The sequence below is a fragment of the Sphaerisporangium flaviroseum genome, assembly GCF_039537005.1.
GTDB lineage: Bacteria > Actinomycetota > Actinomycetes > Streptosporangiales > Streptosporangiaceae > Sphaerisporangium > Sphaerisporangium flaviroseum.
In genome coordinates this window covers 790,266-814,176 of the sequence record NZ_BAAAZR010000001.1, presented here as the reverse complement: position 1 = coordinate 814,176, position 23,911 = coordinate 790,266, and the positions used below count along the sequence as shown (strand labels likewise).

The following is a 23,911-nucleotide window of genomic DNA, read 5'->3' as shown; positions in this document are numbered from 1 at the left end:
AGATTAAAACGTTTTGATGAATCATCGGGAAGGGAGAATCATGCGTCAAATCGGCAAATCGCCGGTCGGTCGGCTGCTGGTCATGGGAACGGCCGCCGCGATCGCGCTAGGCGTGACCTCGGTGGTCGCCCACGCCGCCGCGCCCGGTTGCCGGGTCGACTACGCCGTCTCATCCCAGTGGGCGGGAGGTTTCACGGGCAATGTGAGCGTTATCAACCTCGGCGACCCGATAGACGGCTGGGATCTGGTGTGGAACTTCACCGCGGGCCAGCAGGTCACCCAGGCGTGGAACGCCACGGCGACGCAGAGCGGCACCCAGGTGACCGTGGCCGACGCCGGTTACAACGCCGCCCTCGCGACCGGCGCGAGCGCGTCCTTCGGCTTCAACGGCTCGTGGAACAACTCCAGCAACCCAGTCCCCGCTTCGTTCGCCCTGAACGGCGTCACCTGCACCGGCTCGGCCGGGCCGACGCCCACCGTCACCCCGACCGTGACGCCCACCGTCACCCCGACCGTGACGCCGACCGCCACTCCCACGGTGACGCCGACCGTCACCCCCACCTCGACGCCCAGGCCCGCGAACGCCCGCCAGGCGGAAAGGCTCAACCGGGGCCTCATCAGCGTCCGCTCGGGCAGCGGCAACCTCGTCTCCTGGCGGATGCTGGGCACCGACCCATCGGGCGTGGCCTTCAACCTCTACCGCGGTTCGACGAAGCTGAACTCCTCGCCGATCACCGGATCCACGAACTACCTGGACAGCGGGGCCGCGGCCGACGCCTCGTACACCGTGCGGCCCGTCGTCAACGGCGCGGAGCAGGCGGCGTCGGAGGCCTCGCTGAGGTTCGGGGGCGGCACCTACCTCGACGTGCCGATCCAGCCGCCGGGCGGTGGCACGACACCCGACGGCGTCGCCTACACCTACACCGCGAACGACGCGAGCGTGGGCGACCTGGACGGAGACGGCCAGTACGAGTTCGTGCTGAAGTGGGACCCAACCAACGCCAAGGACAACTCCCAGTCCGGCTACACCGGCAACGTGTACATCGACGCCTACCGCCTCAACGGCACCCGCCTGTGGCGGATCGACCTCGGGCGCAACATCCGGGCCGGCGCGCACTACACGCAGTTCCAGGTGTACGACTACAACGGCGACGGCAGGGCCGAGGTCGCCATGAAGACCGCGGACGGCACCGTCGACGGCACCGGCCGGGTCATCGGCAGCTCATCGGCGGACCACCGCAACAGCTCCGGCTACGTCCTGGCCGGGCCCGAGTACCTGACCATGTTCAACGGCCAGACCGGAGCGGCGCTGTCGACCGTGAACTACAACCCGGCGCGCGGCACCGTGTCGTCCTGGGGCGACAGCTACGGCAACCGGGTCGACCGCTTCCTCGCGGGCACGGCGTACCTGGACGGCACCAGGCCCAGCCTGATCATGGCCCGCGGCTACTACACCCGTACGGTCATCGCGGCCTGGGACTTCCGCAACGGCACGCTGACCCAGCGATGGACCTTCGACTCCAACTCCTCGGGGAACAGCTCGTACGCCGGCCAGGGCAACCACCAGCTCTCCGTGGCGGACGTGGACGGCGACGGCAGGGACGAGATCGTCTACGGCGCCATGTGCGTGGACGACACCGGCAGGGGCCTGTGGAACACCGGCAACGGCCACGGTGACGCCATGCACGTCGGCGACCTCGACCCCTCCCGGTCCGGTCTGGAGCTCTTCAAGGTGGACGAGGACGCCAGCAAGCCAAGCTCGTGGATGGCGGACGCCCGCACCGGCCAGGTCCTGTGGCAGACCGCACCGAGCGGCGACAACGGGCGCGGGGTCTCCGCCGACATCTATTCCGGCAGTCCCGGCGCCGAGTCGTGGTCCGCCGCGGCCGCCGGCCTGCTGAACACCAGGGGCGCCAACGTCGGCGCCAAGCCGGGCTCGATCAACTTCCTGTCCTGGTGGGACGGCGACCCGCTGCGCGAGCTGCTCGACCAGACCTACATCGCCAAGTACACGACCGGCGGGGACAGCCGGCTGCTCACGGCCTCCGGCGTCCACTCCAACAACGGCACCAAGGCGACGCCGTCGCTGTCGGGCGACCTGCTCGGCGACTGGCGTGAGGAGGTCGTCTGGCCGACCAGCGGCAACACGGCCCTTCGCGTCTACTCCACGACGAGCGTGACCGACCGGCGCGTCTTCACGCTGATGCACGACATCCAGTACCGCGAGGCCATCGCCTGGCAGAACACCGCCTACAACCAGCCGCCGCACCCGAGCTTCTTCATCGGGAACGGCATGTCCACCCCCGCCCAGCCGGCCATCTACGTTCCCTGACCGGCCCGTCCCCCCTCGAAGCCGGGGGTGCCACCTGTGAGGTAGTAGGTGGTCCCCCGGTTTCGTGCCTCCAGTGCCGTGCGCAGCCGCCAGAGGAGGTAGGAGGGCATGAGAGCCTTCGCCTCGTCCGGTTCGAAGAAACCGCACTCGTCCAGCTCGTCCTCCTGAAGGATGATCCCGTCCCGGCCCGGCACCACCCCGCAGTCGAACAGGAAGTCCACCAGAGGCAGCGGGCGGTCGCCGAACGGCGGCACCCAGTGCACGCCGAGGAGCCTGCCGACCGGCAACCTCAGCCCCAGCTCCTCGATGAGCTCCCGCGCGCACGCCTGGTCAGGGGTTTCGCCCTCGTCCACGTGGCCGCCGGGCCACAGCCAGTGATCACGGTAGTTGGGCTTGACGAGCAGCACCCGGTCCGAAGGATCGGTGATGAACGCTGCCGCTCCCAAGAGGGCCTTGTTGAGCTGGGCGTAGAAGTCGTCCGGCGGCATCAGAGGCATGATCCGACCGTATGTCAGGGTGACCCTACCGTTCCCTAAGGGCTATCCCGTAGACCTGAAGTCGGAAGGACGACTCCTCCCTACCCCCTTCGTACTACCTTCGATATGGATTTCATGGCCGATGTAATGGCCCGTCCTGGCTTCTACCTTCAGAGAAAACGACTGCTGGGGAGACGCTAATGGGACGCCGGAGGAATCTGGCCGCCTCGATAGGCGGATGGAGTGCGCGCCACCGTTGGGCGGCGATTATGATCTGGGTCGCCTTTGTCGCGGTGGCCACATTTGCGGGTAACGCCGTGGGCACGGCAAAGATGAAGGATTATGAGAACCAGAACGGCGATTCCCGGAAAGCCGGGCAGATTCTGGACGGCGCCCATTTCAAGGACGTCGCGGGCGAGGTGGTGCTGGTCCAGTCGAAGGACGGCACGCTCGGAGTGAAGGACCAGCGGTTCCGCGAGGCGGTCACCCGGCTCAAGGACGCGGTGACCGCGACCGGCCAGGTGGAGAACGTCCGCACGCCGTACGACAAGGAGCCGTCGCCGATCACCCCCGACCAGCGCACCACGCTCGTCCAGTTCGACATGAAGGGCGAGGCGAGCAGCGCGGACCAGCGGGTGCAACCGGTCCTCACCGCCGTCGCCGGCGTGCAGCAGGCGTACCCCGAGCTCCGGGTGGAGGAGGCGGGCGGCGCCAGCGCCGGCAAGCTGATCGGTGAGGCCATCGACAAGGACTTCGTCCGCGCCGAGCAACTCTCCCTCCCCATCACCTTCGGCATCCTGCTGGCGGCCTTCGGCGCGATCCTCGCCGCGCTGGTCCCCCTCGCGCTCGCGATGACCGCGATCATCGGCGCCACCGGACTGCTCGCGCTCACCAGCCAGCTGTTGCACGTGGACGAGGCCACCCCGAACCTGATGCTGCTCATCGGCCTCGCGGTCGGCGTCGACTACTCGCTCTTCTACATCCGCAGGGAACGGGAGGAACGGGCGAAGGGCCGCGACAAGCAACGCGCCATCGAGATCGCGGCGGCCACCTCGGGCCGGGCCGTGCTGATCTCGGGCATCACCGTCATCGTCGCGATGGCCGGCATGTTCCTCACCGGCAACGGCACGTTCATGGGCTTCGCGGAGGGCACGATCCTGGTCGTCGTCACCGCCATGATCGGCTCGCTGACCGTTCTGCCCGCCCTGCTCTCCCTCATCGGCGACAAGATCGACGCACGGCTCATCCACGGCACCGTACGGGTCCTGACCCGGGGCCGGGTCACCTGGGCACGCAAGCTCGGCGGGCGCAACGGGGAGGGCCGTTTCTGGAACACGGTCCTCACCGGGGTCCTGCGCCGTCCGCTGGTCTCCGCCCTGATCTCCGGCGGCCTGCTGCTGGCCCTCGCGGTGCCGGCCTTCACGCTGCGCACCGGTTCGCAGACCATCGACGACCTGCAGGGCGACTACGCCATCGCCGAGACGTTCAAGCGGATCGACCAGGCGTTCCCCGGCGGCAACGAGCCCGCCGTCATCGTGCTCAAGGCCGCGGACGTCACGGCTCCCGCGGTCACCGCCGCCATCGACCGCTTCAAGCAGCAGGCGTTCGCCACCGGCGAGGCCAACGAACCGTTCGGCGTCGAGGTCAACCCGGACAAGACCGTGGCGAGGATCTCCGTCGGGCTGAAGGGCGAGGGAGAGGCCGTCGAGCACGCCGTGCTCACGCTGCGGGAACAGGTCGTGCCGGCGACGCTCGCCGGTGTGGGCGAGGCCCACGTCACCGGGAACGCCGCCGGTTCGATGGACTTCAACGACCAGCTGGCCCGTACCATCCCGCTGGTGTTCGGCTTCGTGCTCCTGCTGGCCTTCCTGCTCCTGCTGGTGTCGTTCCGCTCGCTGGTGGTCGCGGTCAAGGCGATCGTGCTCAACCTGCTGTCGGTGGCCGCGGCGTACGGCGTGCTCGTGCTGGTCTTCCAGAAGGGGTACGGCGAGGGCCTGCTGGGCTTCACCTCCACGGGTTACATCACCGACTGGCTGCCGCTGTTCCTCTTCGTGATCCTGTTCGGCCTGTCGATGGACTACCACGTGTTCATCCTCAGCCGGGTCCGGGAGGCGTTCGACCGGGGCATGAGAACCGAGGACGCCGTCGCCTTCGGCATCAAGTCGACGGCGGGCGTCGTGACGAGCGCGGCGCTGATCATGGTCGCCGTCTTCGGGACCTTCGCCACCCTGTCGCTGCTGACCTTCATGCAGATGGGTGTCGGGCTGGCCGCGGCGATCCTGATCGACGCCACCATCGTGCGGGCGGTGCTGCTGCCCGCCACGATGCGGCTCCTCGGCGACTGGAACTGGTACCTCCCGCGCTGGCTCCACTGGTTGCCGCAGCTCTCGCACGGTGACGACGACGACCACGAGCCGCTTCCCCGCAAGGACCTCCCGGTCCCCGTGGGATGAACGACCGGGACTCCGGCCGGCGCCGGGAGTCCCGCCGCGATCGTGTACGGCTCGCGCCTCGCATGGTCGTCTCGGGGGGAGACGACCATCCGGAAGGCCGCCTGAGGGGGGCGGCCGCCGGGGGAGGATCGCCTGGGGGAGGCGACCTCCGCGATATGGCGCGGGCCGTACGCATGCGTATGGGTAGCCCCCTAGCGCCCGCGCCTGCGGGAGGCATGGGCGGAGCCGCGGGGGCCTGGACGGCGGTTGCTGCGTTACCGCGGCAAGGCGCGCCGGCTAATCGCCCAGCTCAGTGAAGGCCTCGGGGAAGTGCGCGGTGCCGATCAGGCCACCGTGGGCACGCACCCGGCGAAGTAGCGCCTCCCTGGTCGAGACCGCCCGGGCGGGGTCCAGGTCGTGGGCGTAGGTGATCGACGGGTTGGCGAGCTGGACGGGATGGAGCACCACATCGCCCGTCAGCGTCAGCGGGCCGACCTGGACCACCTGGTGGCCAGGGGTGTGACCGGGAGCGAGCACGACGCGGACGCCGGGGGCCACCTCCGCCTCCCCCTCCACGGCGTCGACCAGGCCGGTCAGCGGGCGCAGCACCCGCTCCAGGATCGGGTTGGGACCGCTGCCCTCGATCCAGTCGACCTCGGCCCGCTGCAGGATGTGCCGGGCGTTGGGAAAGGCCGGGACGCCCTCGGTGACGGCACCGCTCGCGTGGTCGCTGTGCAGGTGGGTCAGCACGACCGTGTCGACGTCCCCCGGGGTGACGCCCACCGCGGCGAGCTCGCCGACCAGGCCCCCGGGCACCGGCGCCCAGCTCGACGCCGGGGAGTCCAGCCCGCCGATCCCGGTGTCCACCAGCACCGTGCGCCCGGCGCGGCGCAGCAGGTAGCAGCGGAAGTGCAGGATCCACTCGTCCTCGGAGAGACCTGCCCAGTCCGCGGCCGACCCCCCGGAAAGGATCTCCCGCAGCGGTTTCCTGAGCGCGGCGCCCATCGGGCCCACCGCGTCACGGAGCGGGATCACGTCGACACCGGCGATGGATCGGGGCGCGTACGACATCGAACTCCCTCATGTCGGCATTGCGGCCCACACTAGCGATCAGAGGCTTGCGTCAGGATCGCTGGATGCTGTTAAGTTTGTAGTGGCTCTCCAGCGAGGTCGACTCGACCGTACGCGCACACCAGAGCCTTTCTCTCTCCCGCCGCCCCGCTGAGGGCAGGCATCTCACACCGATCGGCACACACGCTCCGACATCCATCCGGCGCGTCGCACGTCAGGACGTACCGCTTCCGGTGCCGTTTCCGGGCGACCCCTGCCGTCTTCTGTATGCCTTTCACCAGCCGTCTCAGTGCCGCGGCCTCATCATCCAAGGACGGATCATGACCGTAACCACCGAAGCCCCCGCCCGAGAAACTCCTCGGCCGGCTACGAAACGGACGCGTCAGCGCGTCACCAACGACAACCCCGTCGAACCGGTCTCCGGGCTGGTCGACATCCGCGACAAGGCCGCCTTCATCAGAACGAGCGGCTACCTTCCCGGCGACAACGACGTCCGCCTGCCCCTCTCGCAGGCCAGAGAGCTCGGCCTGCGCCCGGGCGACCTGGTGGAGGCGAGCACGCGCAAGCCCTACGACAGGCTCACCGACCTCGTGTCGGTCAACGGCGCGAATCCGGGGGCGGCCAGGCCGCATTTCGCCGCCATGACCCCCATCCACCCCCGCCACCGCCTGCTCCTGGAGACGGACTCCCCGGCCACCCGCCTGATGGATCTCCTCACGCCCGTGGGCAAGGGCCAGCGCGGCCTGATCGTCTCACCGCCCAAAGCGGGGAAGACCATGGTCCTCAAGTCGATCGCCGACGCCGTGACCAGGAACCACCCCGGCATCCACCTGATGGTCGTCCTGGTGGGAGAGCGGCCCGAGGAGGTGACCGACTTCCGGGAGTCCGTCCACGGCGAGGTGATCGCCTCGACGTTCGACCGTCCGGAGCGCGACCACACGGCCATCGCCGAACTCGCCGTCGAGCGTGCCAAGCGGCTGGTCGAGCAGGGCAGGGACGTCGTCCTGCTCCTCGACTCCCTGACCCGGCTCGGCAGAGCCTACAACGTCATCGCGCCGAACGGCGGCAAGACGCTGACGGGCGGGATCGACGCGCAGGCCGTCTACCTGCCCAAACGCCTGTTCGGCGCGGCCCGCGCGGTGCGGGAAGGCGGCTCGCTCACGATCCTCGCCACCGCGCTCGCCGAGACGGGCTCCCGGATGGACGACAACTTCTTCGAGGAGTTCAAGGGCACGGGGAACATGGAGTTGCGGCTCAGCCGGACGCTCGCCGAGCACCGGATGTTCCCCGCCGTCGACGTGGCCGCCTCCAGCACGCGGCGCGAGGAGATGCTGCTCGCCGACGACGAACGCGAGATCGTCTGGAAACTCCGGCGCGTGCTCTCGGGCCTCGACCGCGAGCAGGCCCTCACCGTCCTGCTCGACCGCTTCCGCGAGACCCCCTCGAACGCCGCCTTCCTCCGGCACGTGTCGTCCTCCTGACGCCGCATGCCAAGACCCGTGACACCTCGCGCCTCATAGCCCGTGACGCCTCGCGCCCAAGACCCGTGACACCTCGCGCCTCATAGCCCGTGACGCCTCGCGCCCAAGACCCCGTGACGCCTGTCGCGGCCGGACTCCTCGCGCCGGCGGTCAGTACGCGACGCCGACCGCCTGCTTGACCGTCGCCGGGTCGTCCAGCACCGCGAGCATCGCATGCGCGAGATCGGCGCGCGAGATCGCGTGACCGCGCGGCACGTTGCCGCCGATGACCCGACGGTAGGTCCCCGTGAACGGCTTGTCGGTGAGCCTGGGCGGGCGGACGATGGTCCACTCCACGGCACTGCGCCGGACCTCTTCCTCCATCGCCCCAAGGTCCGCGTACACGTCGCGGAGCACCCTGCGCAGCAGGGGCGACACGACCGAGCGATACAGGAAGCCCTCCTCGTCCGGTATCGGCCCGACCGGCGTGGCGCTCAGGACCGCGAGGCGCCGCACCTCGTTCGCGTCCATCGCCCGCAGGATCGCCCGGAGCGCCGCCGAGGCGATGCCCGCTTCCCGCCTGCTGTTCGGCCCCAGGGCCGAGATCACGGCCTCCCGGCCGGCGAGTGCGGGGCGCAGCGCCTCGGGACCGGTCACCTCGGTGGTCACCACCTCGAGCGCCGAGTGGCTGATGGGCAGCCGTGCCGGGTCGCGCACCACCGCCGCGACCTGGTGTCCCGCGTCCAGCGCCTGGCGGACGACTTCTCTTCCCGTACGACCGGTAGCTCCGAAGACGGCGAGCTTCATGAGACATCCCCCATATGTTGGTGAGTACTCACTCACATCATAAAATCAGTACCCGCTCACGGCGCGGGCAAAGCCTTTGACCTGCGAGAGGAAGAACCGACTCCGATGTCCCTTCAGCGCACCGCATCCGGCGCCCGCACACGGCAACGCATCCTGGAGGCCGCCGAGCACCTCATGCGCACGATGGGCCTCGCCCGGGTCACCACCAAAGAGATCGCCCGGGCCGCCGGGCTGTCCGAGGCGGCCCTCTACCGGCACTTCTCCGGTAAGGAGGAACTGTTCGTCGCCGTGCTCCAGGAGCGACTGCCCGCGCTCGGCTCCCTGATCGCCGAACTGGCAGACGACCCGGGTGATCGGACCGCCGAAGAGTGCCTCGGCGACATCGCCCGCAACGCCACGCTGTTCTACGAGAAGAGCCTTCCGATCGGCGCTTCTCTCTTCGCCGAACCGGCCCTGCTCCAGCGCCATCGCGAAGGGCTGCGCAAGCTGGGCGCGGGCCCGCACATGCCGCTCGAGGCGCTCGCCGGCTTCCTGCGCACCCTGCGGGCCGACGGCCGCATCCGAGCGGACGCCGACCCGGAGTCGGCCGCCGCGCTGCTGCTCGGCGCCTGCTACCAGCGGGCCTTCCTGCGGCACTTCATGGGCGAGGACGGCTCACCGAAGAGCACCGACGAGTTCGCGGCAGGCCTCGCCCGGACCGTCCTCCGCGGCATCGCCTGAGGCCCGGCGCCGATGGGTCCTGCTCCTGAAGGCCCCGCCGCCATCTCGGAAGTCTCGGAGGTCTCGGAAGTGAGGCGCACCGGGCCGGGTGTGGCCACCGTGCCGGGGGCGACGATGCCATGGCATCATGTTACTCACGAGTAGCCCATAGCCGGAAGCTGCCCGGCAGCGAGGAGCCAACCGTGCCTCCGTCCCGTGACGTCGTGTTCGTCGACGGCGTGCGCACACCTTTCGGCAGATCAGGGCCCAAGGGCCTGTACGCCGAGACGCGCGCCGACGACCTGGTCGTCCGTGTCATCCGTGAACTGATGCGGCGAAACCCGCAACTGCCCCCCGAGCGCGTCGACGAGGTCGCCATCGCGGCCACCACCCAGATCGGCGACCAGGGCCTGACCATCGGCCGCTCCGCCGCCGTGCTCGCCGGCCTGCCCAAATCCGTGCCCGGCTACGCCATCGACCGCATGTGCGCGGGCGCGATGACGGCCGTCACGAACGTGGCGGGCGGCATCGCCTTCGGCGCCTACGACGTCGCGATCGCCGGCGGCGTCGAGCACATGGGCCGCCACCCGATGGGCGAAGGGGTCGACCCCAATCCCAGGTTCCTCTCCGAGAAACTCGTCGACGGCTCCGCGCTCATCATGGGCATGACCGCGGAGAACCTCCACGACCGCTACCCGGCGATCACCAAGGAGCGCGCCGACGCCTACGCCGTCGCCTCCCAGGACAAGGTCGCCAAGGCCTACGCCAACAACAAGATCCAGCCCGACCTGGTGCCGACCGCGACCCGAAAGGCCGCCGAGGGCTGGGGCCTGGCCACCGAGGACGAGCCCCCGCGTCCCGGGACCACGCTGGAGGGCCTCGCGGCGCTCAAGACGCCGTTCCGCCCCCACGGCCACGTCACGGCGGGCAACTCCGCGGGCATCAACGACGGCGCGACCGGCAGCCTCATCGCCGCCGCGGACACCGCCGTCGAACTGGGCATGACGCCCAAGATGAAGCTGGTCTCATACGCCTTCGCCGGCGTCGACCCCGAGGTGATGGGCGTCGGCCCCATCCCCTCCACCGAGCGCGCGCTGCGGCTCGCGGGCCTGTCCATCGGGGACATCGGCCTGTTCGAGATCAACGAGGCCTTCGCCGTGCAGGTGCTGGCCTTCCTGGACCATTTCGGCATCGACGACGAGGACCCGCGGGTCAATCCGTACGGCGGCGCGATCGCCTTCGGCCACCCGCTCGCCTCATCCGGTGTACGGCTGATGACCCAGCTCGCCAGGGAGTTCGGCGAGCGCCCCGACGTGCGTTACGGCATCACCACCATGTGCGTCGGCATGGGCATGGGCGGCACCGTCGTCTGGGAGAACCTCGCCTGGGAGGGCGCCAAGTGAGCGGCATCACCGAGATCTTCGACGACGAGGTCGTCACCGGCGCGCTCGTACGCGACGTCAGCCTGCCCGGCGGCGCGGGGACGATGGCGCTGATCACGCTGGACAACGGCTTCGACCACACCAAGCCCAACACCTTCGGGCCGCGCGGCCTGGCCGAGCTGGACAGGGCCCTGGACGCGATCTGCGATCGCACGGACCTCGTGGCCGTCGGTGTGACCGGCAAGCCGTTCATCTTCGCCGTCGGCGCCGACCTCAAGGGCGCGGCGCTCGTACGCACCCGCGAGCAGGCCGAGGACCTGGGGCGGCTGGGGCACGAGGTGTTCCGCCGGCTCGGCGAGATGGAGGTGCCCTCGTTCGCCTTCGTCAACGGCGCGGCCATGGGCGGCGGCCTCGAGGTGGCGCTGCACTGCACCTACCGCACGATCTCCTCGGGCGTGCCCGCCGTGGCGCTCCCCGAGTGCTTCCTCGGCCTGGTGCCGGGCTGGGGCGGCACCCAGTTGCTCCCCCGGCTGATCGGCCCGGTGAACGCGCTCAAGCTGATCATCGAGAACCCGCTGTCCCAGAACCGGATGATCAACGGCAAGGAGGCGTACAGGCTCGGCGTCGCCGACGCGGTCTTCGAGCCCGCCGACTTCCTCGAGGAGTCCCTGCGCTGGGCCTCCCTCGTACTGACCGGCGAGGCCGTCGTGCCGCGCCCGCCTTTCACCAACGACGCGGAGTCCTGGAGCGCGGCGGTGGCGGGGGCGCGTACCCTCCTCGACCTCAAGCTGCACGGCGCCTCCCCCGCGCCGTACCGGGCGCTGGAGCTGGTGGAGCTGGCTCGTACGGCCCACCGCGATGAGGGCTTCGAGGCCGAGACCCAGGCACTGGCCGACCTGCTGATGGGCGACGAACTGCGTGCGGGGCTGTACTCCTTCGACCTGGTCCAGCGGCGGGCCAAGCGGCCCGCCGGAGCGCCCGACCGGGCACTGGCCCGCAAGGTCACCAAGGTGGGAGTGGTCGGCGCCGGGTTGATGGCCTCACAGCTCGCCCTGCTGTTCGCCCGCCGCCTGGAGGTGCCGGTGGTCCTCACCGACCTCGACCAGGCCCGCCTCGACAAGGGTGTGGGCTACGTTCACGCGGAGATCGGCAAGCTGCTCGGCAAGGGCCGGATCGGCTCCGACCAGGCCAACCGGCTCAGGGGCCTGGTGACCGGGTCGCTGACCAAGGACGCCTTCCGCGACGCCGACCTCGTCATCGAGGCCGTCTTCGAGGACCTCAAGGTCAAGAGGCAGGTCTTCGCCGAGGTCGAGGCCGTCGTCGGCCCTGAGTGCGTGCTGGCCACCAACACCTCCTCCCTCTCGGTCACCGCGATGGCGGCGGAGCTGCGCCACCCCGAGCGGGTGGTCGGCCTGCACTTCTTCAACCCCGTGGCCGTGCTGCCCCTGCTGGAGATCGTCCGCGGCGAGCGCACGGACGACGCCTCGCTGGCCACGGCGTTCGCCGTCGGCAAGACGCTGAGGAAGTCGAGCGTGCTGGTGAAGGACGCCCCGGCGTTCGTCGTCAACCGGCTGCTCACGCGTTTCATGGGCGAGGTCATCGGCGCCGTCGACGAGGGCACGCCGATCGAGACGGCCGACCACGCGCTGGACGGGCTCGGGCTGCCGATGACGCCGTTCGCGCTGCTCCAGCTCGTCGGCCCGGCCGTCGCCCTGCACGTGTCGCAGACCCTGCACGAGGCGTTCCCCGGCAGGTACGGCGTCTCGGACAACCTCGCGGAGCTTGTAAAGGCCGGCAAGCCCGGGGTCTACGCCCCGGACTTCTCGATCGACCCTGAGGCGCGGGAGATCTTCCAGGCATCGGGGGCGACCGGCCCGAGCGCGGAGCAGGTCCGCGATCGGGCGCTGCGCGCGCTGGCGGAGGAGGTGGGGTTGATGCTCGACGAGGGCGTGGTCGCCGCCGCCGAGGACATCGACCTGTGCATGATCCTCGGTGCGGGCTGGCCGTTCCACACCGGCGGTATCACGCCGTACCTGGACCGGACGGGCATCTCCACCGCGGTCAACGGGCGTCCCTTCCTGGATCCGGGCGTGGCCTCCGTCCCGGCCTGACCTGGCGCTCCCGTTTGAACCGGGCGTGGCCTCCGTCCCGGCCTGACATGGCGCTCCCGTTCGTTCGGGATGATGGAGGCATGCTGGCCGACGCCGTCGAGTACCTGATCTGTCCCATATGCCGCGGCGACCTGGCTATCCAGGGCGCCGTGGTGCGGTGCGGGCAGGGCCATGCCTTCGACGTGGCCAGGCAGGGCTACGTGAGCCTGCTGACCGGATCGGGCGTCCCCGGCACCGCCGACACCCCGGCCATGGTGGGCGCCCGGGCCGAGTTCCTCGGCGCGGGGCACTTCGCCTCCCTGTCCGGCCGCCTCCGCGACCTGTCCGGCCGCCTGCCCGAGCCGGACGGTGGCCCGCCCGAGCCGGACGGTCGCCCGCCCGAGCCGGACGGTCGCCCGCGCGAGCCGGCGGGCGGCCGTGCGGCGCGCAGGGTGGTGCTGGACGCCGGAGCGGGCACGGGGCACTATCTGGCCGAGACGCTGGGCCCCGGAGACGTGGGCATCGCGCTCGACATCTCCAAGCACGCGCTCAAGCGGGCGGCGCGGGCGCACCCCCGCATCGGCGCCGTGGTCGCCGACGTGTGGCGGCCGCTGCCGGTCAAGGACGCCTGTGCCGACGTGATCCTCGACGTGTTCGCCCCGCGCAACGGGCCGGAGTTCGCCCGCGTGCTGCGGCCAGGTGGGACGCTCATCGTGGTGACGCCGACACCCCGGCACCTGTCTCCGCTGGTCGACAGGCTCGGGCTGCTCTCCGTCGACGAGTCCAAGAGCCGCCGCGTCGAGGAGGCCCTCGCGGGCCGGTTCACCGAGATCGACCAGGTGATCGAGGAGGCCGAGATGCGGCTCGACCACCAGGCCGTCGAGACCGTGGCCGGCATGGGGCCAAGCGCCTGGCACACCGACCCGGTGGCGCTCAGGAGAGAGATCTCACACCTTCCGAGCCCAATGACCGTGAAAATGTCCTGCCAGATCTCTCTCTTCCGTAAGATCACCTAGACGCATCAGAATTACGAATTTCCCCGTCTTTGTAAGCCATCTTCCGTTTACAAGCGACATACTTAACGGCAACCCGCCGATCCCCGTCCGGGAGAGCGTGAGGGAGGGGCACGCCCATGAAGGCCGAGGAACGCTGGCAGGCCAGGTTCCGTGCGGCACGTATGACGCTGCCCATCTGGGCACGGCTGGCACCGGCCAGAGCCGTGTACCGCTGCAACATCTCCGGTATCTGGGAGATCCACGCCTGGGACCGGTCGATCGGTGTCACGCGTCAGGTCACCAGCCGCCCGAGAGGTACGTCCAACGCCGCCATCGACCCGACGGGCCAGTGGATCTGGTGGTTCTCCGACACCTACGGCGACGAGTTCGGCATCTGGATGCGCCAGCCCTTCAACGGCGGGCCCGAGATGCCGGCCCACCCCGGCCTCGCCCCGGGACATCCGACGGGCCTCGCGCTCTCGGCCACCGGCACGGCCGCCGTGGGCAGGAGCAGCCGCCACGGCTTCCAGGTGTTCCACATGCGGGTCGGCAGCGACGAGAAGCCGGCCATGATCTACGAGTCCCGCGAGTTCGCCCAGGTGGCGGGCATGTCACTCGACGGCTCGCTGATCGCCGTAAGCCACAGCGAGCACGGTGACTCCCGTCACCCCGCCCTGCGTGTGATCAAGCCCAACGGCCAGGTCGTCGGCGACCTCAACGATGGGCCGGGCAAGGGCTTCACCGGCGTGCGCTTCGCCCCGACCATGACCGACCGCCGCATCCTCGCCCTGCACGAGCGGCGGGGCCGCCGCGAGCCCCTGGTCTGGGACCCGGTGACCGGCGAGCAGCGCGAGATCTGGCTCCGGGTACCCGGCGAGATCACCGCCGACTGGTACCACGACGGGCGTGCCGTGCTGATCGGACACAACAACCGTGCCAGGACCGAACTGTTCCGCTACGACCTCGGCGGTGGCGGCCTCACGCCGATCAAGACGCCGCACGGCGTCATCCACGACGCCATGCCGCGCCCGGACGGCACCGTCGAGTACTCCTGGTCGAGCGCGGCGCACCCTCCCGTGATCAGGTCCAGCGACGGCCACGTCGTCATGAACCAGTCGGGTCCCTCCGCGCCGCCGTCGGTGCCGCTGGAGGACGTCTTCGTCGAGGGACCGGGCGGACGTGTACACGCGCTGGTCTCCCGTCCGGAGGGCGGCCCCGCGCCGTATCCCACCGTCTTCCTGCTGCACGGCGGCCCGGCCGCCCAGGACGACGACTCCTTCGTGCCCGCCCTCGCCGCCTGGGTCGACTCCGGCTTCGCCGTCGTCCGGGTCAACTACCGGGGCTCCACCGGCTACGGCTCGGCGTGGCGGGACGCGTTGCGCGGCGACGTGGGCCACATCGAACTGGCCGACGTGGCCGCGGTCCGCGACTGGGCCGTCAACCAGGGCGTGGCCGATCCCGAGCGGCTCGTGCTCGCGGGCGCGTCGTGGGGCGGCTATCTCACGCTCCTGGCCATCGGCACCCAGCCGAAGTCGTGGGTGGCGGGCATCGCGGCCGTGCCGATCGCGGACCACGCGGCGGCCTACGGCGACGAGACAGAGGGCCTGCGCGCCTACCACCGCGCCCTGTTCGGCGGCTCCCCGCAGGAGGTGCCCGAGCTGTACGCGGCCTCGTCCCCGATCTCCTACCTCGACTCGCTGCATACGCCGCTGATGGTGCTGGCGGGTGAGAACGACCCGCGCTCGCCGATCAGCCAGATCGAGAAGTACCTGGAGAAGCTGGAGGAACGCGGGCACGATGTCGAGGTCTACCGCTACAACGCGGGTCACGGCACCCTGGTCGTCGAGGAGCGGATCAAGCAGATGTCGGCGCAGCTCGACTTCGCCCGCAAGCATGTCGGCCTGGCGCCCCCGGCCTCCGACCGGTCGTAGCCGGGCCGGGCAGGCCGGGGCTAGTCGGCTCTGAGGACCAGGATCGCCAGGTCGTCGGCGCTCGGCGCCATCGCGAAATCCTGCACGGCGCGGCGGATGCGCTCGGCGACCGCCCGCGCGGAGAGCTCGGCGCACTCCGCCAGGAGCTTCGACAGCCCGCCGTCGTCATCGAGCAGCCGCTCGCCGGACCGGCGCTCGGTCACCCCGTCGGTCACGCCCAGCAGGACGTCGCCGGGCGCCAGATGGACGTGGTCGGCGACGAACTCGGCCTCGGGGAAGACGCCGAGCAGCGACTGGGAGGTCACCACGGCCTCCACCACGCCACTGGGCCGCAGGCGGAGGGCCTCGGGATGCCCGGCGGAGATCAGCGCGAGGTCGAGACCGTCGTCGGTGCGGGTGATCTCGCCGTGGAGCAGGGTCAGGAACCTGGCCCGCTCGCCCTCCTCGAGGATCGCCTGGTTCAGCCGGGAGACGACCGCCGCCACGTCGTACCCCTCGCGGGCGAGCAGGCGCAGCGTGTGGCGGGCGAGGCCGGTGACCGCGGCGGCCTGCGGGCCTGTGCCGCAGACGTCACCGATCGCGAACCGCCAGGAGCTCTCGCCCGTGGCGAACAGGTCGTAGAAGTCGCCGCCGACCTCGTTGGTCTCACCCGCGGGCTCGTACACCACGGAGTAGTCGAGGCCGGGGGTCTCGGCCGGGGTGCCGGGGGGCAGAAGGCTGCGCTGCAGGGCGCGGTTGGCGTCGGCCTGCTGTGCGTAGAGCCTGGCGTTGTCCATGGCCAGGGCCGCCCGCCGGCCGAGGTCCTCGGCGAGCTGGGCGACGTCGTCGGGGAAGCGGCCGGAGCGCCCGAGGCACATCATGCCGAGACTGCGCCCGCGAGCCACCAGCGGGAACGCGAGGGACTGCCAGTCGGCCAGCTGGATCGGCACGGGAGTGAGGCTGTCCACAGAGGGGACGGCGGCCTCGGCGAGCCGCTCGCGGAGCTGGTCGATCTTGGACTCGTCGGCGTGCCACAGGTAGGCGAGGCTGAGCGGCCCGGCGTCGGAGGGCACCGTGTAGACGGCACACCAGGTGGCGAGCCTCGGCACCACGATCTGGGCGATGAGGGCGGGCACCATGTCGGGGTCCAGCGTGCCGGCGAGCAGGTCGCTGGCGTCGGCGAGGAAGCCCAGCCATCCGGGCCCCTGGGACGCCTTCTGCCCGGTCCAGTCGTCGACCACGCGGCCGCCGCCGCCTCCGCCTCCGGGCAGGCCGATACGGGCCCAGCGGGTGCGGAGCTCTCCGGAGAAACTGACGCCCCAGACCGTGACCGGGCTCGCAGGAGGCGACACGGTGACATCGCCGGTCTCCCTCTCCCGGATCTCGATCTGGAGGGCATCACCCTGATGAACCCATACAATCTCAAATGGGACATCGCCTACTTCGGAGACCAGCGCCCCGGTCAGGCTCTCGGCCTCCGCGCTCATGGAGGCGGCCGCCCATGCGGTCATCACCTCGCGAGTGAATCGCGTGGCGGCGGGTAGGGCCGTCCTGCCAGGCGCGAACGACGCGGCCAGCACACCCCGGAAAGAACTTGTCATTGCACCGTGCTTACCACAGTCGACTCTTACACGCGGTCGATCGACTGGGCGACCGCACAGCATCCTTCATGCCAGACTGGCACTACTCCACATCCCGCCCGAACAGCGTGAAGGAGGCTTCATGAAGGGTACCCCTACTGTGGGGGCCAGTTCGGAGCGGTCCTATACCGAGTCCGATCTACGGCCGTTCCTGGACACGCTCATGGCATGGCGTGATGGCGACTTCAGGCGCCGGGTGCCCTTCGCCGCTCCGGGCATCCTGAGCGAGGTGAGGCTGCTGGTCAACGAGGTGGCCGACCGCCGCGAGCACCTCGCCAACGAGCTGATCCGCGTGAGCCACGAGGTCGTCAAGGAAGGACGCTTCGGCGAACGCCTGGTGGCGGGGCCGGGAGTGGGGTCGTGGGCGGAGAGCGTCCATTCGGTGAACGACCTGATCGACGCGCTGGTCGGGCCGGTGAGCAGCGCTGCCGACGTGCTCGACGCCGTGGCCCAGGGTGACCTGTCGCGCCGGCTCGAAATCGACTCCGCGGGCCGCGGTGAGGTGCGGCGGCTCGGCAAGGCCATCAACGGCATGGTCGACCAGCTCGCTCTGTTCAGCTCCGAGGTGACCCGGGTCGCCCGCGAGGTCGGCTCCGAGGGCCAGCTCGGCGGGCGGGCGAACCTGCGCGGCCTTTCCGGAAGCTGGCGCGACCTGACCGAGGCCGTGAACACCATGTCCAGCCGGGTCTCGGCCCAGGTGCGCGACATCGCCGTGGTGACCACCGCCGTGGCCAGGGGCGACCTCAGCCGCAAGGTCACGGTCGATGCCGTGGGCGAGATGCTGGAGCTCAAGAACACCGTCAACACCATGGTCGACCAGCTCTCGGCCTTCGCCGAGGAGGTCACCCGCGTGGCCCGCGAGGTCGGCACCGAAGGCGAGCTGGGCGGGCAGGCCCGGGTGCGCGGCGTGTCGGGCGTCTGGAAGGACCTCACCGACAACGTCAACGTCATGGCGGGCAACCTGACGAGCCAGGTGCGCAACATCGCGACCGTGGCGACGGCCGTCGCGCAGGGCGATTTGTCCAAGAAGATCACAGCGGACGCCAAGGGCGAGATCCTCCAGCTCAAAGAGACCCTGAACACGATGGTCGACCAGCTCTCGCTGTTCGCCGACGAGGTCACCCGCGTGGCCCGCGAGGTCGGCACCGAGGGCCAGCTCGGCGGCCGGGCCGAGGTCAAGGGCGTGTCGGGCGTCTGGAAGGACCTCACCGACAACGTCAACTCGATGGCCAACAACCTGACCTACCAGGTGCGCAACATCGCCCAGGTCACCAAGGCCGTGGCCGGCGGAGACCTGTCGAAGAAGATCGACGTCGACGCCCAGGGCGAGATCCTGGAGCTCAAGTCCACCATCAACACCATGGTCGACCAGCTCTCGTCGGTCGCCTCCGAAGTGAGCCGCGTGGCCCGCGAGGTGGGTTCCGAGGGCCAGCTCGGCGGCCAGGCCCAGGTGCACGGCGTGTCGGGCGTCTGGAAGGACCTCACCGACAACGTCAACTTCATGGCCAACAACCTGACCTCCCAGGTGCGGCAGATCGCGGCGGTCTCCACCGCGGTGGTCCAGGGCAACCTGTCGAAGAAGATCACCGTGGACGCGGAGGGCGAGATCCTCCAGCTCAAGGACACGGTGAACACGATGGTCGACCAGCTCTCGCTGTTCGCCGACGAGGTCACCCGCGTCGCCCGCGAGGTCGGCACCATGGGCCAGCTCGGCGGCCAGGCCCGCGTGCGCGGGGTGTCGGGCGTCTGGAAGGACCTCACCGACAACGTCAACCTGATGGCCACCAACCTGACCTACCAGGTGCGCAACATCGGCGAGGTCACCACGGCCGTCGCCAAGGGCGACCTGTCGAAGAAGATCGACGTCGACGCGCAGGGCGAGATCCTGGTCCTGAAGACCACCATCAACAGGATGGTCGACCAGCTCTCCTCGTTCGCCTCCGAGGTCACCCGCGTGGCCCGCGAGGTCGCCTCCGAGGGGCGGCTGGGCGGCCAGGCCCGGGTGGAGGGCGTCGAGGGCACCTGGAAGCGGCTGACCGAGAGCGTCAACGAGCTGGCCAGCAACCTCACCACCCAGGTGCGCGCCATCGCCGAGGTCACCAGCGCCGTCGCCACGGGCGACCTGACCCGCTCGATCAGCGTGGAGGCCCAGGGCGAGCTCGCCGATCTGAAGGACAACATCAACACGATGGTGTCCAACCTGGTCCACACCACCCAGGCCAACCAGGAACAAGACTGGCTCAAGAGCAACCTGGCCCGGGTCTCGCGCCTCATGCAGGGCCATCGCGACCTCATGGAGGTCGCCAAGCTGATCATGAGCGAGCTCACACCCCTGGTGTCCGCGCGGTACGGCGCCTTCTACATGGTCCCGAGCCCGCACGGCAACGAGCTCACGCTGATCGCCGGATACGGCATCCGCACCGGGCGCAGCCCGCGGCAGAGCTTCCTGTTCGGGCAGGGCATCGTCGGCCAGGCGGCCATCGAGGGCCGTCCGATCGTGCTCAACGACGTGCCCGCCGACTACCTCACGATCGACTCCGGACTGGGCAAGTCCGCGCCGGCCCAGATCGTCGTCCTGCCCGTCCTGTTCGAGGACCAGGTGCTCGGCGTCCTGGAGCTGGCCTCGTTCAGCGAATTCGGGGAGACCCACCTGGCCTTCCTCAACCAGCTTGTCGAGACCATCGGCGTCACGATGAACACCATCATCGCCAACTCCCGCACCGAAGGCCTGCTGATCGAGTCGCAGCGGCTCACCACCGAGCTGCGCGAGCGCTCCGACGAGCTACAGCGCCAGCAGGAGGAACTGCGCCGGTCCAATGCCGAGCTGGAGGACAAGGCCGCGCTGCTCGCCAAGCAGAACCGCGCCATCGAGATCCAGAACTTCCAGATCGAGCAAGCCCGTCGCACCCTGGAGGAGCGTGCCGAGCAGCTCGCGGTCTCCTCGCGCTACAAGTCCGAGTTTCTCGCCAACATGTCCCACGAGCTGCGCACCCCGCTGAACAGCCTGCTGGTGCTGGCCAAGCTCCTGACCGAGAACACCGAGGGCAACCTGACCTCGCAGCAGGTGGAGTTCGCCCGCACCATCCACGGAGCCGGTTCGGCGCTGCTCCAGCTCATCAACGACATCCTCGACCTGTCCAAGGTCGAGGCCGGCCGCATGGACATCCACCCCCACCAGCTGTCCCTGCCCAAGCTCGTCGACTACGTCGAGGCGACGTTCGCGCCGCTCGCGCAGGACAAGGGGCTGTCGTTCACCGTGGAGGTCGACCCGTCGGTGCCGGAGGAGGTCCGCACGGACGAGCAGCGCCTCCAGCAGGTGCTGCGCAACCTGCTGTCCAACGCCGTCAAGTTCACCCCGAAGGGCGAGGTCCGCCTCCGCATCACCCGCGCGGCGGGCGGGGTGCCCTACATCGACGAGACCCTGCAGGACAGCGACGACATCCTGTCGTTCTCCGTTGTGGACACCGGCATCGGCATCGCGCCGGAGAAGCTAGACGTGATCTTCGAGTCGTTCCGCCAGGCCGACGGCACGACCAGCCGCAAGTACGGCGGCACCGGCCTCGGCCTGTCGATCTGCCGTGAGATCGCCCGGCTGCTGGGCGGCGAGATCCACGCCAAGAGCGAGCCCGGCCACGGCAGCACGTTCACGCTGCACCTGCCGATCAGCTACGCCGGGCCGCTCGCGGGCGGCGACGGCGGTGCGGCGGTCTCGCGTCCGGGCACCCAGGAGGAACGGGCGCTGGAGCTGGCCGCCGACCCGCTGCCCGAGCTGGGCGACGACCTGCAGATGCCCCAGCTTCTGCCCTCGATCGAATCGCAGAGCACCTGGCAGGGCGACGACCCGCTGAACGGTGCCAAGATCTTGATCGTGGACGACGACATCCGGAACGTGTTCGCCCTCACCAGCGTGCTCGAACGGCACGGCTCTACCGTCGTGTACGCCGAGAACGGCCTTGAGGGCATCGAGCAGCTCGAACGAAACGAGGACGTCGCGCTGGTGCTGATGGACATCATGATGCCCGAGATGGACGGCTGGGCCACCACCTCCACCATCCGCCGCATGCCCCAGTTCGCCGACCTGCCGATCATCGCGCTCACCGCGAAGGTGATGCGCGGCGACAGGGAGAAGAGCATCTCCTCGGGCGCCTCCGACTACGTGCCGAAGCCGGTCGACGTCGATCGCCTGCTCGAACGGCTCAGGGGCTGGCTCACGCGTGGCCGGGCCGCTTCCGGTGACGGAAAAGAAGGACGCGCTTGATGCCCGACCGCGCCAAGATCCTCCTGGTCGACGACCGTGAGGAGAACCTCATCGCCTTGGAGGCCATCCTCAGCTCCCTGGATGTGGTCGCCGTACGCGCCAGGTCCGGTGAGGAGGCGCTCAAGGCGCTGCTCAGCATCGAGTTCGCGCTGATCCTGCTCGACGTGCGCATGCCCGGCATGGACGGTTTCGAGACGGCGGCGCACATCAAGCGCCGCGAGCGCACCCGCAACATCCCGATCATCTTCCTGACCGTGGTCGACAGCGCGCCCGACTACGCCTTCCGCGGGTACGCCGCGGGCGCCGTCGACTACCTCACCAAGCCGTTCGACCCCTGGGTGCTGCGGGCGAAGGTCTCGGTGTTCGTCGAGCTCTACAACATGAACCGCCGGCTCGCCGAGCAGGCGTCCCTGCTGCGCGAGCGGCTGAGCGTGGAGCTTCCGGAAGGGGTGGGCGCCGAGGTGCTCCCCGAGTTGGCCCGGCGGCTCACGTCGGTGGAGGAAGAGCTGTCGCGCGTCCAGGAGCTTGCGGCCAAGACCGACGGCGGCATGCCGCTGGTCGGGCCCCTGAACGACCTGTCCGAACGCGTGATGCAGCTGCGCGCCGGTTTCGACGCGCTTTCGTAGTGCCTGTCAGGCGCTGTCGGTGGTGAGCCGGGTCACGAGATCGTCCAGCTCCACATCGCCCGCGGCCACGGCCCCGTACAGGTCGTCCAGCTCGCGGTAGCCCAGGCGGGCCGCGACGCTGCCGGACACGCCCCGGGACTCCAGGTCGAGGAGCTCCCAGCCGGTGGCGGCGACGGCCTCGGCCACCATGCGCCGCCCCCGCACGGCCGCGTCGTCCGCCCGCTGCGCCGCGAGATGCCGGCGGATCAGCAGCCGGGCGGTGGGCGTGGTGGCGGCGTCGAGCCCTTCGGCCGAAGGCCGGGCCGTCTCGGCCGTGAGGATGTGCACCACCGCGCCGCTTTCGAGCCGGGCGTGCAGCGGGGCCAGCCTTCCGTTGACCAGCGCGCCGATGGCGTGGTTGCCGATCTCCGGGCCGAGGGCGTAGGCGAAGTCGATCGGGGTCGCCCCCGGGGGGAGCGGGACCACCTCGCCCTCGGTCGTGAAGGCCGCGATGAGGTCGGGACGCAGGTCGCCGCGCAGCGACTCGAGGAAGTCGGCCGAGCTGGCGTCGTTCTGCCAGGCGAGGAGGCGCCGCAGCCATTCGAGGTCGATGCGTCCGGCCACGTCGGCCCGCTGACCCCTGGCGACGTCGTGGATGTGGGCGGCCAGCCCTCGCTCGGCCATGCGGTGCATCTGGCGGGTGCGGATGATCACGTCCATGACCTTGCCGCCGTCGGCGATGACCCGGGTGTGCAGCGCGCGGTAGAGGTTGAACCGGGGCAGCGAGATGAAGTCCTTCAGCCGGCCGGGCACCGGGGACATGCTCTCGTGGACCGCCCCGAGCGCGATGTAGCAGTCACGATCTTCCCCGTCGACCAGCACCAGCATGCGGAACAGGTCGGCGGGCTGGAGCGTGTCGAGCCGGCGGCCGACGTCGAGGTGCACGGCCCAGAGATGGCGGCGGTGAAGCACCACCTCAGCGGAGAGCCGCTGATCCTTCAGGGACGCTCTCAGGCGGCGCACGGCGGGCTCCAGGATCAGCCGTCCCCCGGCCTCGTTCCCGGCCAGCGCGGCGGCGATGGCCTGGTGGGCCTCCGGCTGTAACACCGAGAAGCAGAGGTCGTCCATCTCGCGCTTGAGCTCGTACATGCCGAGCCGCTCGGCGAAGGGGATCAGCAGCTCCTGCGACTGGCGGGCGATGCGCTGCTGCTTGTGCGCGGGCTGGAAGCCCAGCGTGCGGAGGTTGTGCAGCCGGTCGGCCAGCTTGATCAGCAGCACCCGCAGGTCGGCGGCGGCGGCCAGGATCATCTTGCGGAACGTCTCCGCCTCCGCACGCTCTCCCCACTTCGATCCGTCGAGCTTGGTGACCCCGTCGACCAGGACGGCGATCTCGTCGCCGAAGTCACTCCGCAGCTCGTCGAGCGTGTACGCCGTGTCCTCGATCGTGTCGTGCAGCAGAGCGGCCTGGAGGGTGGCGGTGTCCATGCCCAGCTCGGCCAGGATGAGCGTCACCTCGATGGGATGGATGATGTAGGGCTCGCCGGACTTGCGCGCCTGGCCGCGGTGCGCCAGCTCGGCGGTCTCGTACGCCCGGCGGACCGGGCCCATCTTGGCCTTTGGGTACCCGGCCCGGTGGGCGCGCAGAACCGGGTCGAGGTCGACCATCCCCAATGAGCGCCCCGCACGCGCCGCCGCGTCTCTCAGGGCCCTGCCGCGGCGGCCCGCGGGCTGCTCGTCACCCATCGTTCCCCCTC

The 23,911-nt window shown here is 70.1% G+C and carries 15 protein-coding genes; 10 read left to right on the top strand and 5 right to left on the bottom strand.

From position 1 onward, the window contains the following. Nucleotides 1-40: 40 nt before the first annotated feature. Nucleotides 41-2,332, top strand: coding sequence for a rhamnogalacturonan lyase family protein (locus ABD810_RS03850; RefSeq protein ID WP_425566843.1), 2,292 nt, complete (start codon nt 41-43; stop codon nt 2,330-2,332). Here the strand turns inward: ABD810_RS03850 and ABD810_RS03845 are convergent. Continuing rightward, nucleotides 2,320-2,829: an NUDIX domain-containing protein gene (locus tag ABD810_RS03845; protein ID WP_344934239.1), complete on the bottom strand. Its 510-nt coding sequence runs from the start codon at nt 2,827-2,829 to the stop codon at nt 2,320-2,322. The genes ABD810_RS03850 and ABD810_RS03845 overlap by 13 nt on opposite strands. Before the next feature lie 311 nt (nt 2,830-3,140). Between ABD810_RS03845 and ABD810_RS03840 the strand changes: the two genes are divergently transcribed. Next, a complete protein-coding gene (locus tag ABD810_RS03840; protein WP_344934237.1) occupies nt 3,141-5,261 on the top strand; it encodes an MMPL family transporter in 2,121 nt (706 codons plus the stop codon). A gap of 276 nt (nt 5,262-5,537) precedes the next feature. Here ABD810_RS03840 and ABD810_RS03835 read toward each other — a convergent pair whose 3' ends face one another. Then, complete coding sequence (locus ABD810_RS03835; RefSeq protein WP_344934235.1) at nt 5,538-6,311, bottom strand: MBL fold metallo-hydrolase; 774 nt, start codon at nt 6,309-6,311, stop codon at nt 5,538-5,540. A 320-nt stretch (nt 6,312-6,631) separates the two neighbouring features. On the opposite strand from ABD810_RS03835, the gene rho reads away from it, so the two are divergent. Then, the gene (rho, locus tag ABD810_RS03830) at nt 6,632-7,792 is read left to right on the top strand and encodes a transcription termination factor Rho (protein ID WP_344934232.1); all 1,161 of its coding nucleotides are present in this window, start codon (nt 6,632-6,634) and stop codon (nt 7,790-7,792) included. 150 nt (nt 7,793-7,942) lie between these two features. Here the strand turns inward: rho and ABD810_RS03825 are convergent, their stop codons facing one another. Then, nucleotides 7,943-8,578 carry an NAD(P)-dependent oxidoreductase gene (locus ABD810_RS03825; RefSeq protein WP_344934229.1) on the bottom strand — a complete coding sequence of 212 codons (636 nt, stop codon included), beginning with the start codon at nt 8,576-8,578 and terminating at the stop codon, nt 7,943-7,945. A 105-nt stretch (nt 8,579-8,683) separates the two neighbouring features. On the opposite strand from ABD810_RS03825, the gene ABD810_RS03820 reads away from it, so the two are divergent. From ABD810_RS03820 to ABD810_RS03800, 5 genes are all read left to right on the top strand, one after another. Continuing rightward, nucleotides 8,684-9,298, top strand: coding sequence for a TetR/AcrR family transcriptional regulator (locus ABD810_RS03820; protein ID WP_344934227.1), 615 nt, complete (start codon nt 8,684-8,686; stop codon nt 9,296-9,298). Nucleotides 9,299-9,480: 182 nt separating this feature from the next. Continuing rightward, nucleotides 9,481-10,680 carry a thiolase family protein gene (locus ABD810_RS03815; protein ID WP_344934225.1) on the top strand — a complete coding sequence of 400 codons (1,200 nt, stop codon included), beginning with the start codon at nt 9,481-9,483 and terminating at the stop codon, nt 10,678-10,680. Continuing rightward, a complete protein-coding gene (locus tag ABD810_RS03810; RefSeq protein ID WP_344934223.1) occupies nt 10,677-12,770 on the top strand; it encodes a 3-hydroxyacyl-CoA dehydrogenase NAD-binding domain-containing protein in 2,094 nt (697 codons plus the stop codon). The genes ABD810_RS03815 and ABD810_RS03810 overlap by 4 nt, the downstream gene beginning before the upstream one ends. 80 nt (nt 12,771-12,850) lie before the next feature. Beyond that, nucleotides 12,851-13,765: a putative RNA methyltransferase gene (locus tag ABD810_RS03805; protein WP_344934220.1), complete on the top strand. Its 915-nt coding sequence runs from the start codon at nt 12,851-12,853 to the stop codon at nt 13,763-13,765. Between the two features lie 116 nt (nt 13,766-13,881). Continuing rightward, nucleotides 13,882-15,675 (top strand): S9 family peptidase, encoded by a 1,794-nt coding sequence (locus ABD810_RS03800; protein WP_344934216.1) that lies wholly within the window; start codon nt 13,882-13,884, stop codon nt 15,673-15,675. Nucleotides 15,676-15,695: 20 nt separating this feature from the next. On the opposite strand, the gene ABD810_RS03795 is transcribed toward ABD810_RS03800, so the two are convergent. After that, nucleotides 15,696-17,255: a PP2C family protein-serine/threonine phosphatase gene (locus tag ABD810_RS03795; RefSeq protein ID WP_344934213.1), complete on the bottom strand. Its 1,560-nt coding sequence runs from the start codon at nt 17,253-17,255 to the stop codon at nt 15,696-15,698. 121 nt (nt 17,256-17,376) lie between these two features. Between ABD810_RS03795 and ABD810_RS03790 the strand changes: the two genes are divergently transcribed. Together ABD810_RS03790 and ABD810_RS03785 are read left to right on the top strand one after the other, a co-directional pair. Then, a complete protein-coding gene (locus tag ABD810_RS03790) occupies nt 17,377-21,552 on the top strand; it encodes a HAMP domain-containing protein (RefSeq protein WP_344934208.1) in 4,176 nt (1,391 codons plus the stop codon). Further along, entirely contained in the window at nt 21,552-22,178 is a 627-nt protein-coding gene (locus ABD810_RS03785; RefSeq protein ID WP_344934205.1) for a response regulator, read from the top strand. Before ABD810_RS03790 ends, ABD810_RS03785 begins: the two co-directional genes overlap by 1 nt. 6 nt (nt 22,179-22,184) lie before the next feature. Here ABD810_RS03785 and ABD810_RS03780 read toward each other — a convergent pair whose 3' ends face one another. Then, nucleotides 22,185-23,900: a RelA/SpoT family protein gene (locus ABD810_RS03780; protein WP_344934202.1), complete on the bottom strand. Its 1,716-nt coding sequence runs from the start codon at nt 23,898-23,900 to the stop codon at nt 22,185-22,187. Between the last annotated feature and the right edge of the window lie 11 nt (nt 23,901-23,911).

Bases quoted from the DNA above. Each gene is read 5' to 3' on its own strand.
- ABD810_RS03840 (WP_344934237.1), top strand. From the start codon at position 3,141: ATGAAGGATTATGAGAACCAGAACGGCGATTCCCGGAAAGCCGGGCAG.
- rho (WP_344934232.1), top strand. From the start codon at position 6,632: ATGACCGTAACCACCGAAGCCCCCGCCCGAGAAACTCCTCGGCCGGCT.
- ABD810_RS03805 (WP_344934220.1), top strand. From the start codon at position 12,851: ATGCTGGCCGACGCCGTCGAGTACCTGATCTGTCCCATATGCCGCGGC.
- ABD810_RS03845 (WP_344934239.1), bottom strand. From the start codon at position 2,829: ATGCCTCTGATGCCGCCGGACGACTTCTACGCCCAGCTCAACAAGGCC.
- ABD810_RS03850 (WP_425566843.1), top strand. From the start codon at position 41: ATGCGTCAAATCGGCAAATCGCCGGTCGGTCGGCTGCTGGTCATGGGA.
- ABD810_RS03825 (WP_344934229.1), bottom strand. From the start codon at position 8,578: ATGAAGCTCGCCGTCTTCGGAGCTACCGGTCGTACGGGAAGAGAAGTC.
- ABD810_RS03785 (WP_344934205.1), top strand. From the start codon at position 21,552: ATGCCCGACCGCGCCAAGATCCTCCTGGTCGACGACCGTGAGGAGAAC.
- ABD810_RS03790 (WP_344934208.1), top strand. From the start codon at position 17,377: ATGAAGGGTACCCCTACTGTGGGGGCCAGTTCGGAGCGGTCCTATACC.
- ABD810_RS03795 (WP_344934213.1), bottom strand. From the start codon at position 17,255: ATGACAAGTTCTTTCCGGGGTGTGCTGGCCGCGTCGTTCGCGCCTGGC.
- ABD810_RS03820 (WP_344934227.1), top strand. From the start codon at position 8,684: ATGTCCCTTCAGCGCACCGCATCCGGCGCCCGCACACGGCAACGCATC.
- ABD810_RS03780 (WP_344934202.1), bottom strand. From the start codon at position 23,900: ATGGGTGACGAGCAGCCCGCGGGCCGCCGCGGCAGGGCCCTGAGAGAC.
- ABD810_RS03835 (WP_344934235.1), bottom strand. From the start codon at position 6,311: ATGTCGTACGCGCCCCGATCCATCGCCGGTGTCGACGTGATCCCGCTC.
- ABD810_RS03800 (WP_344934216.1), top strand. From the start codon at position 13,882: ATGAAGGCCGAGGAACGCTGGCAGGCCAGGTTCCGTGCGGCACGTATG.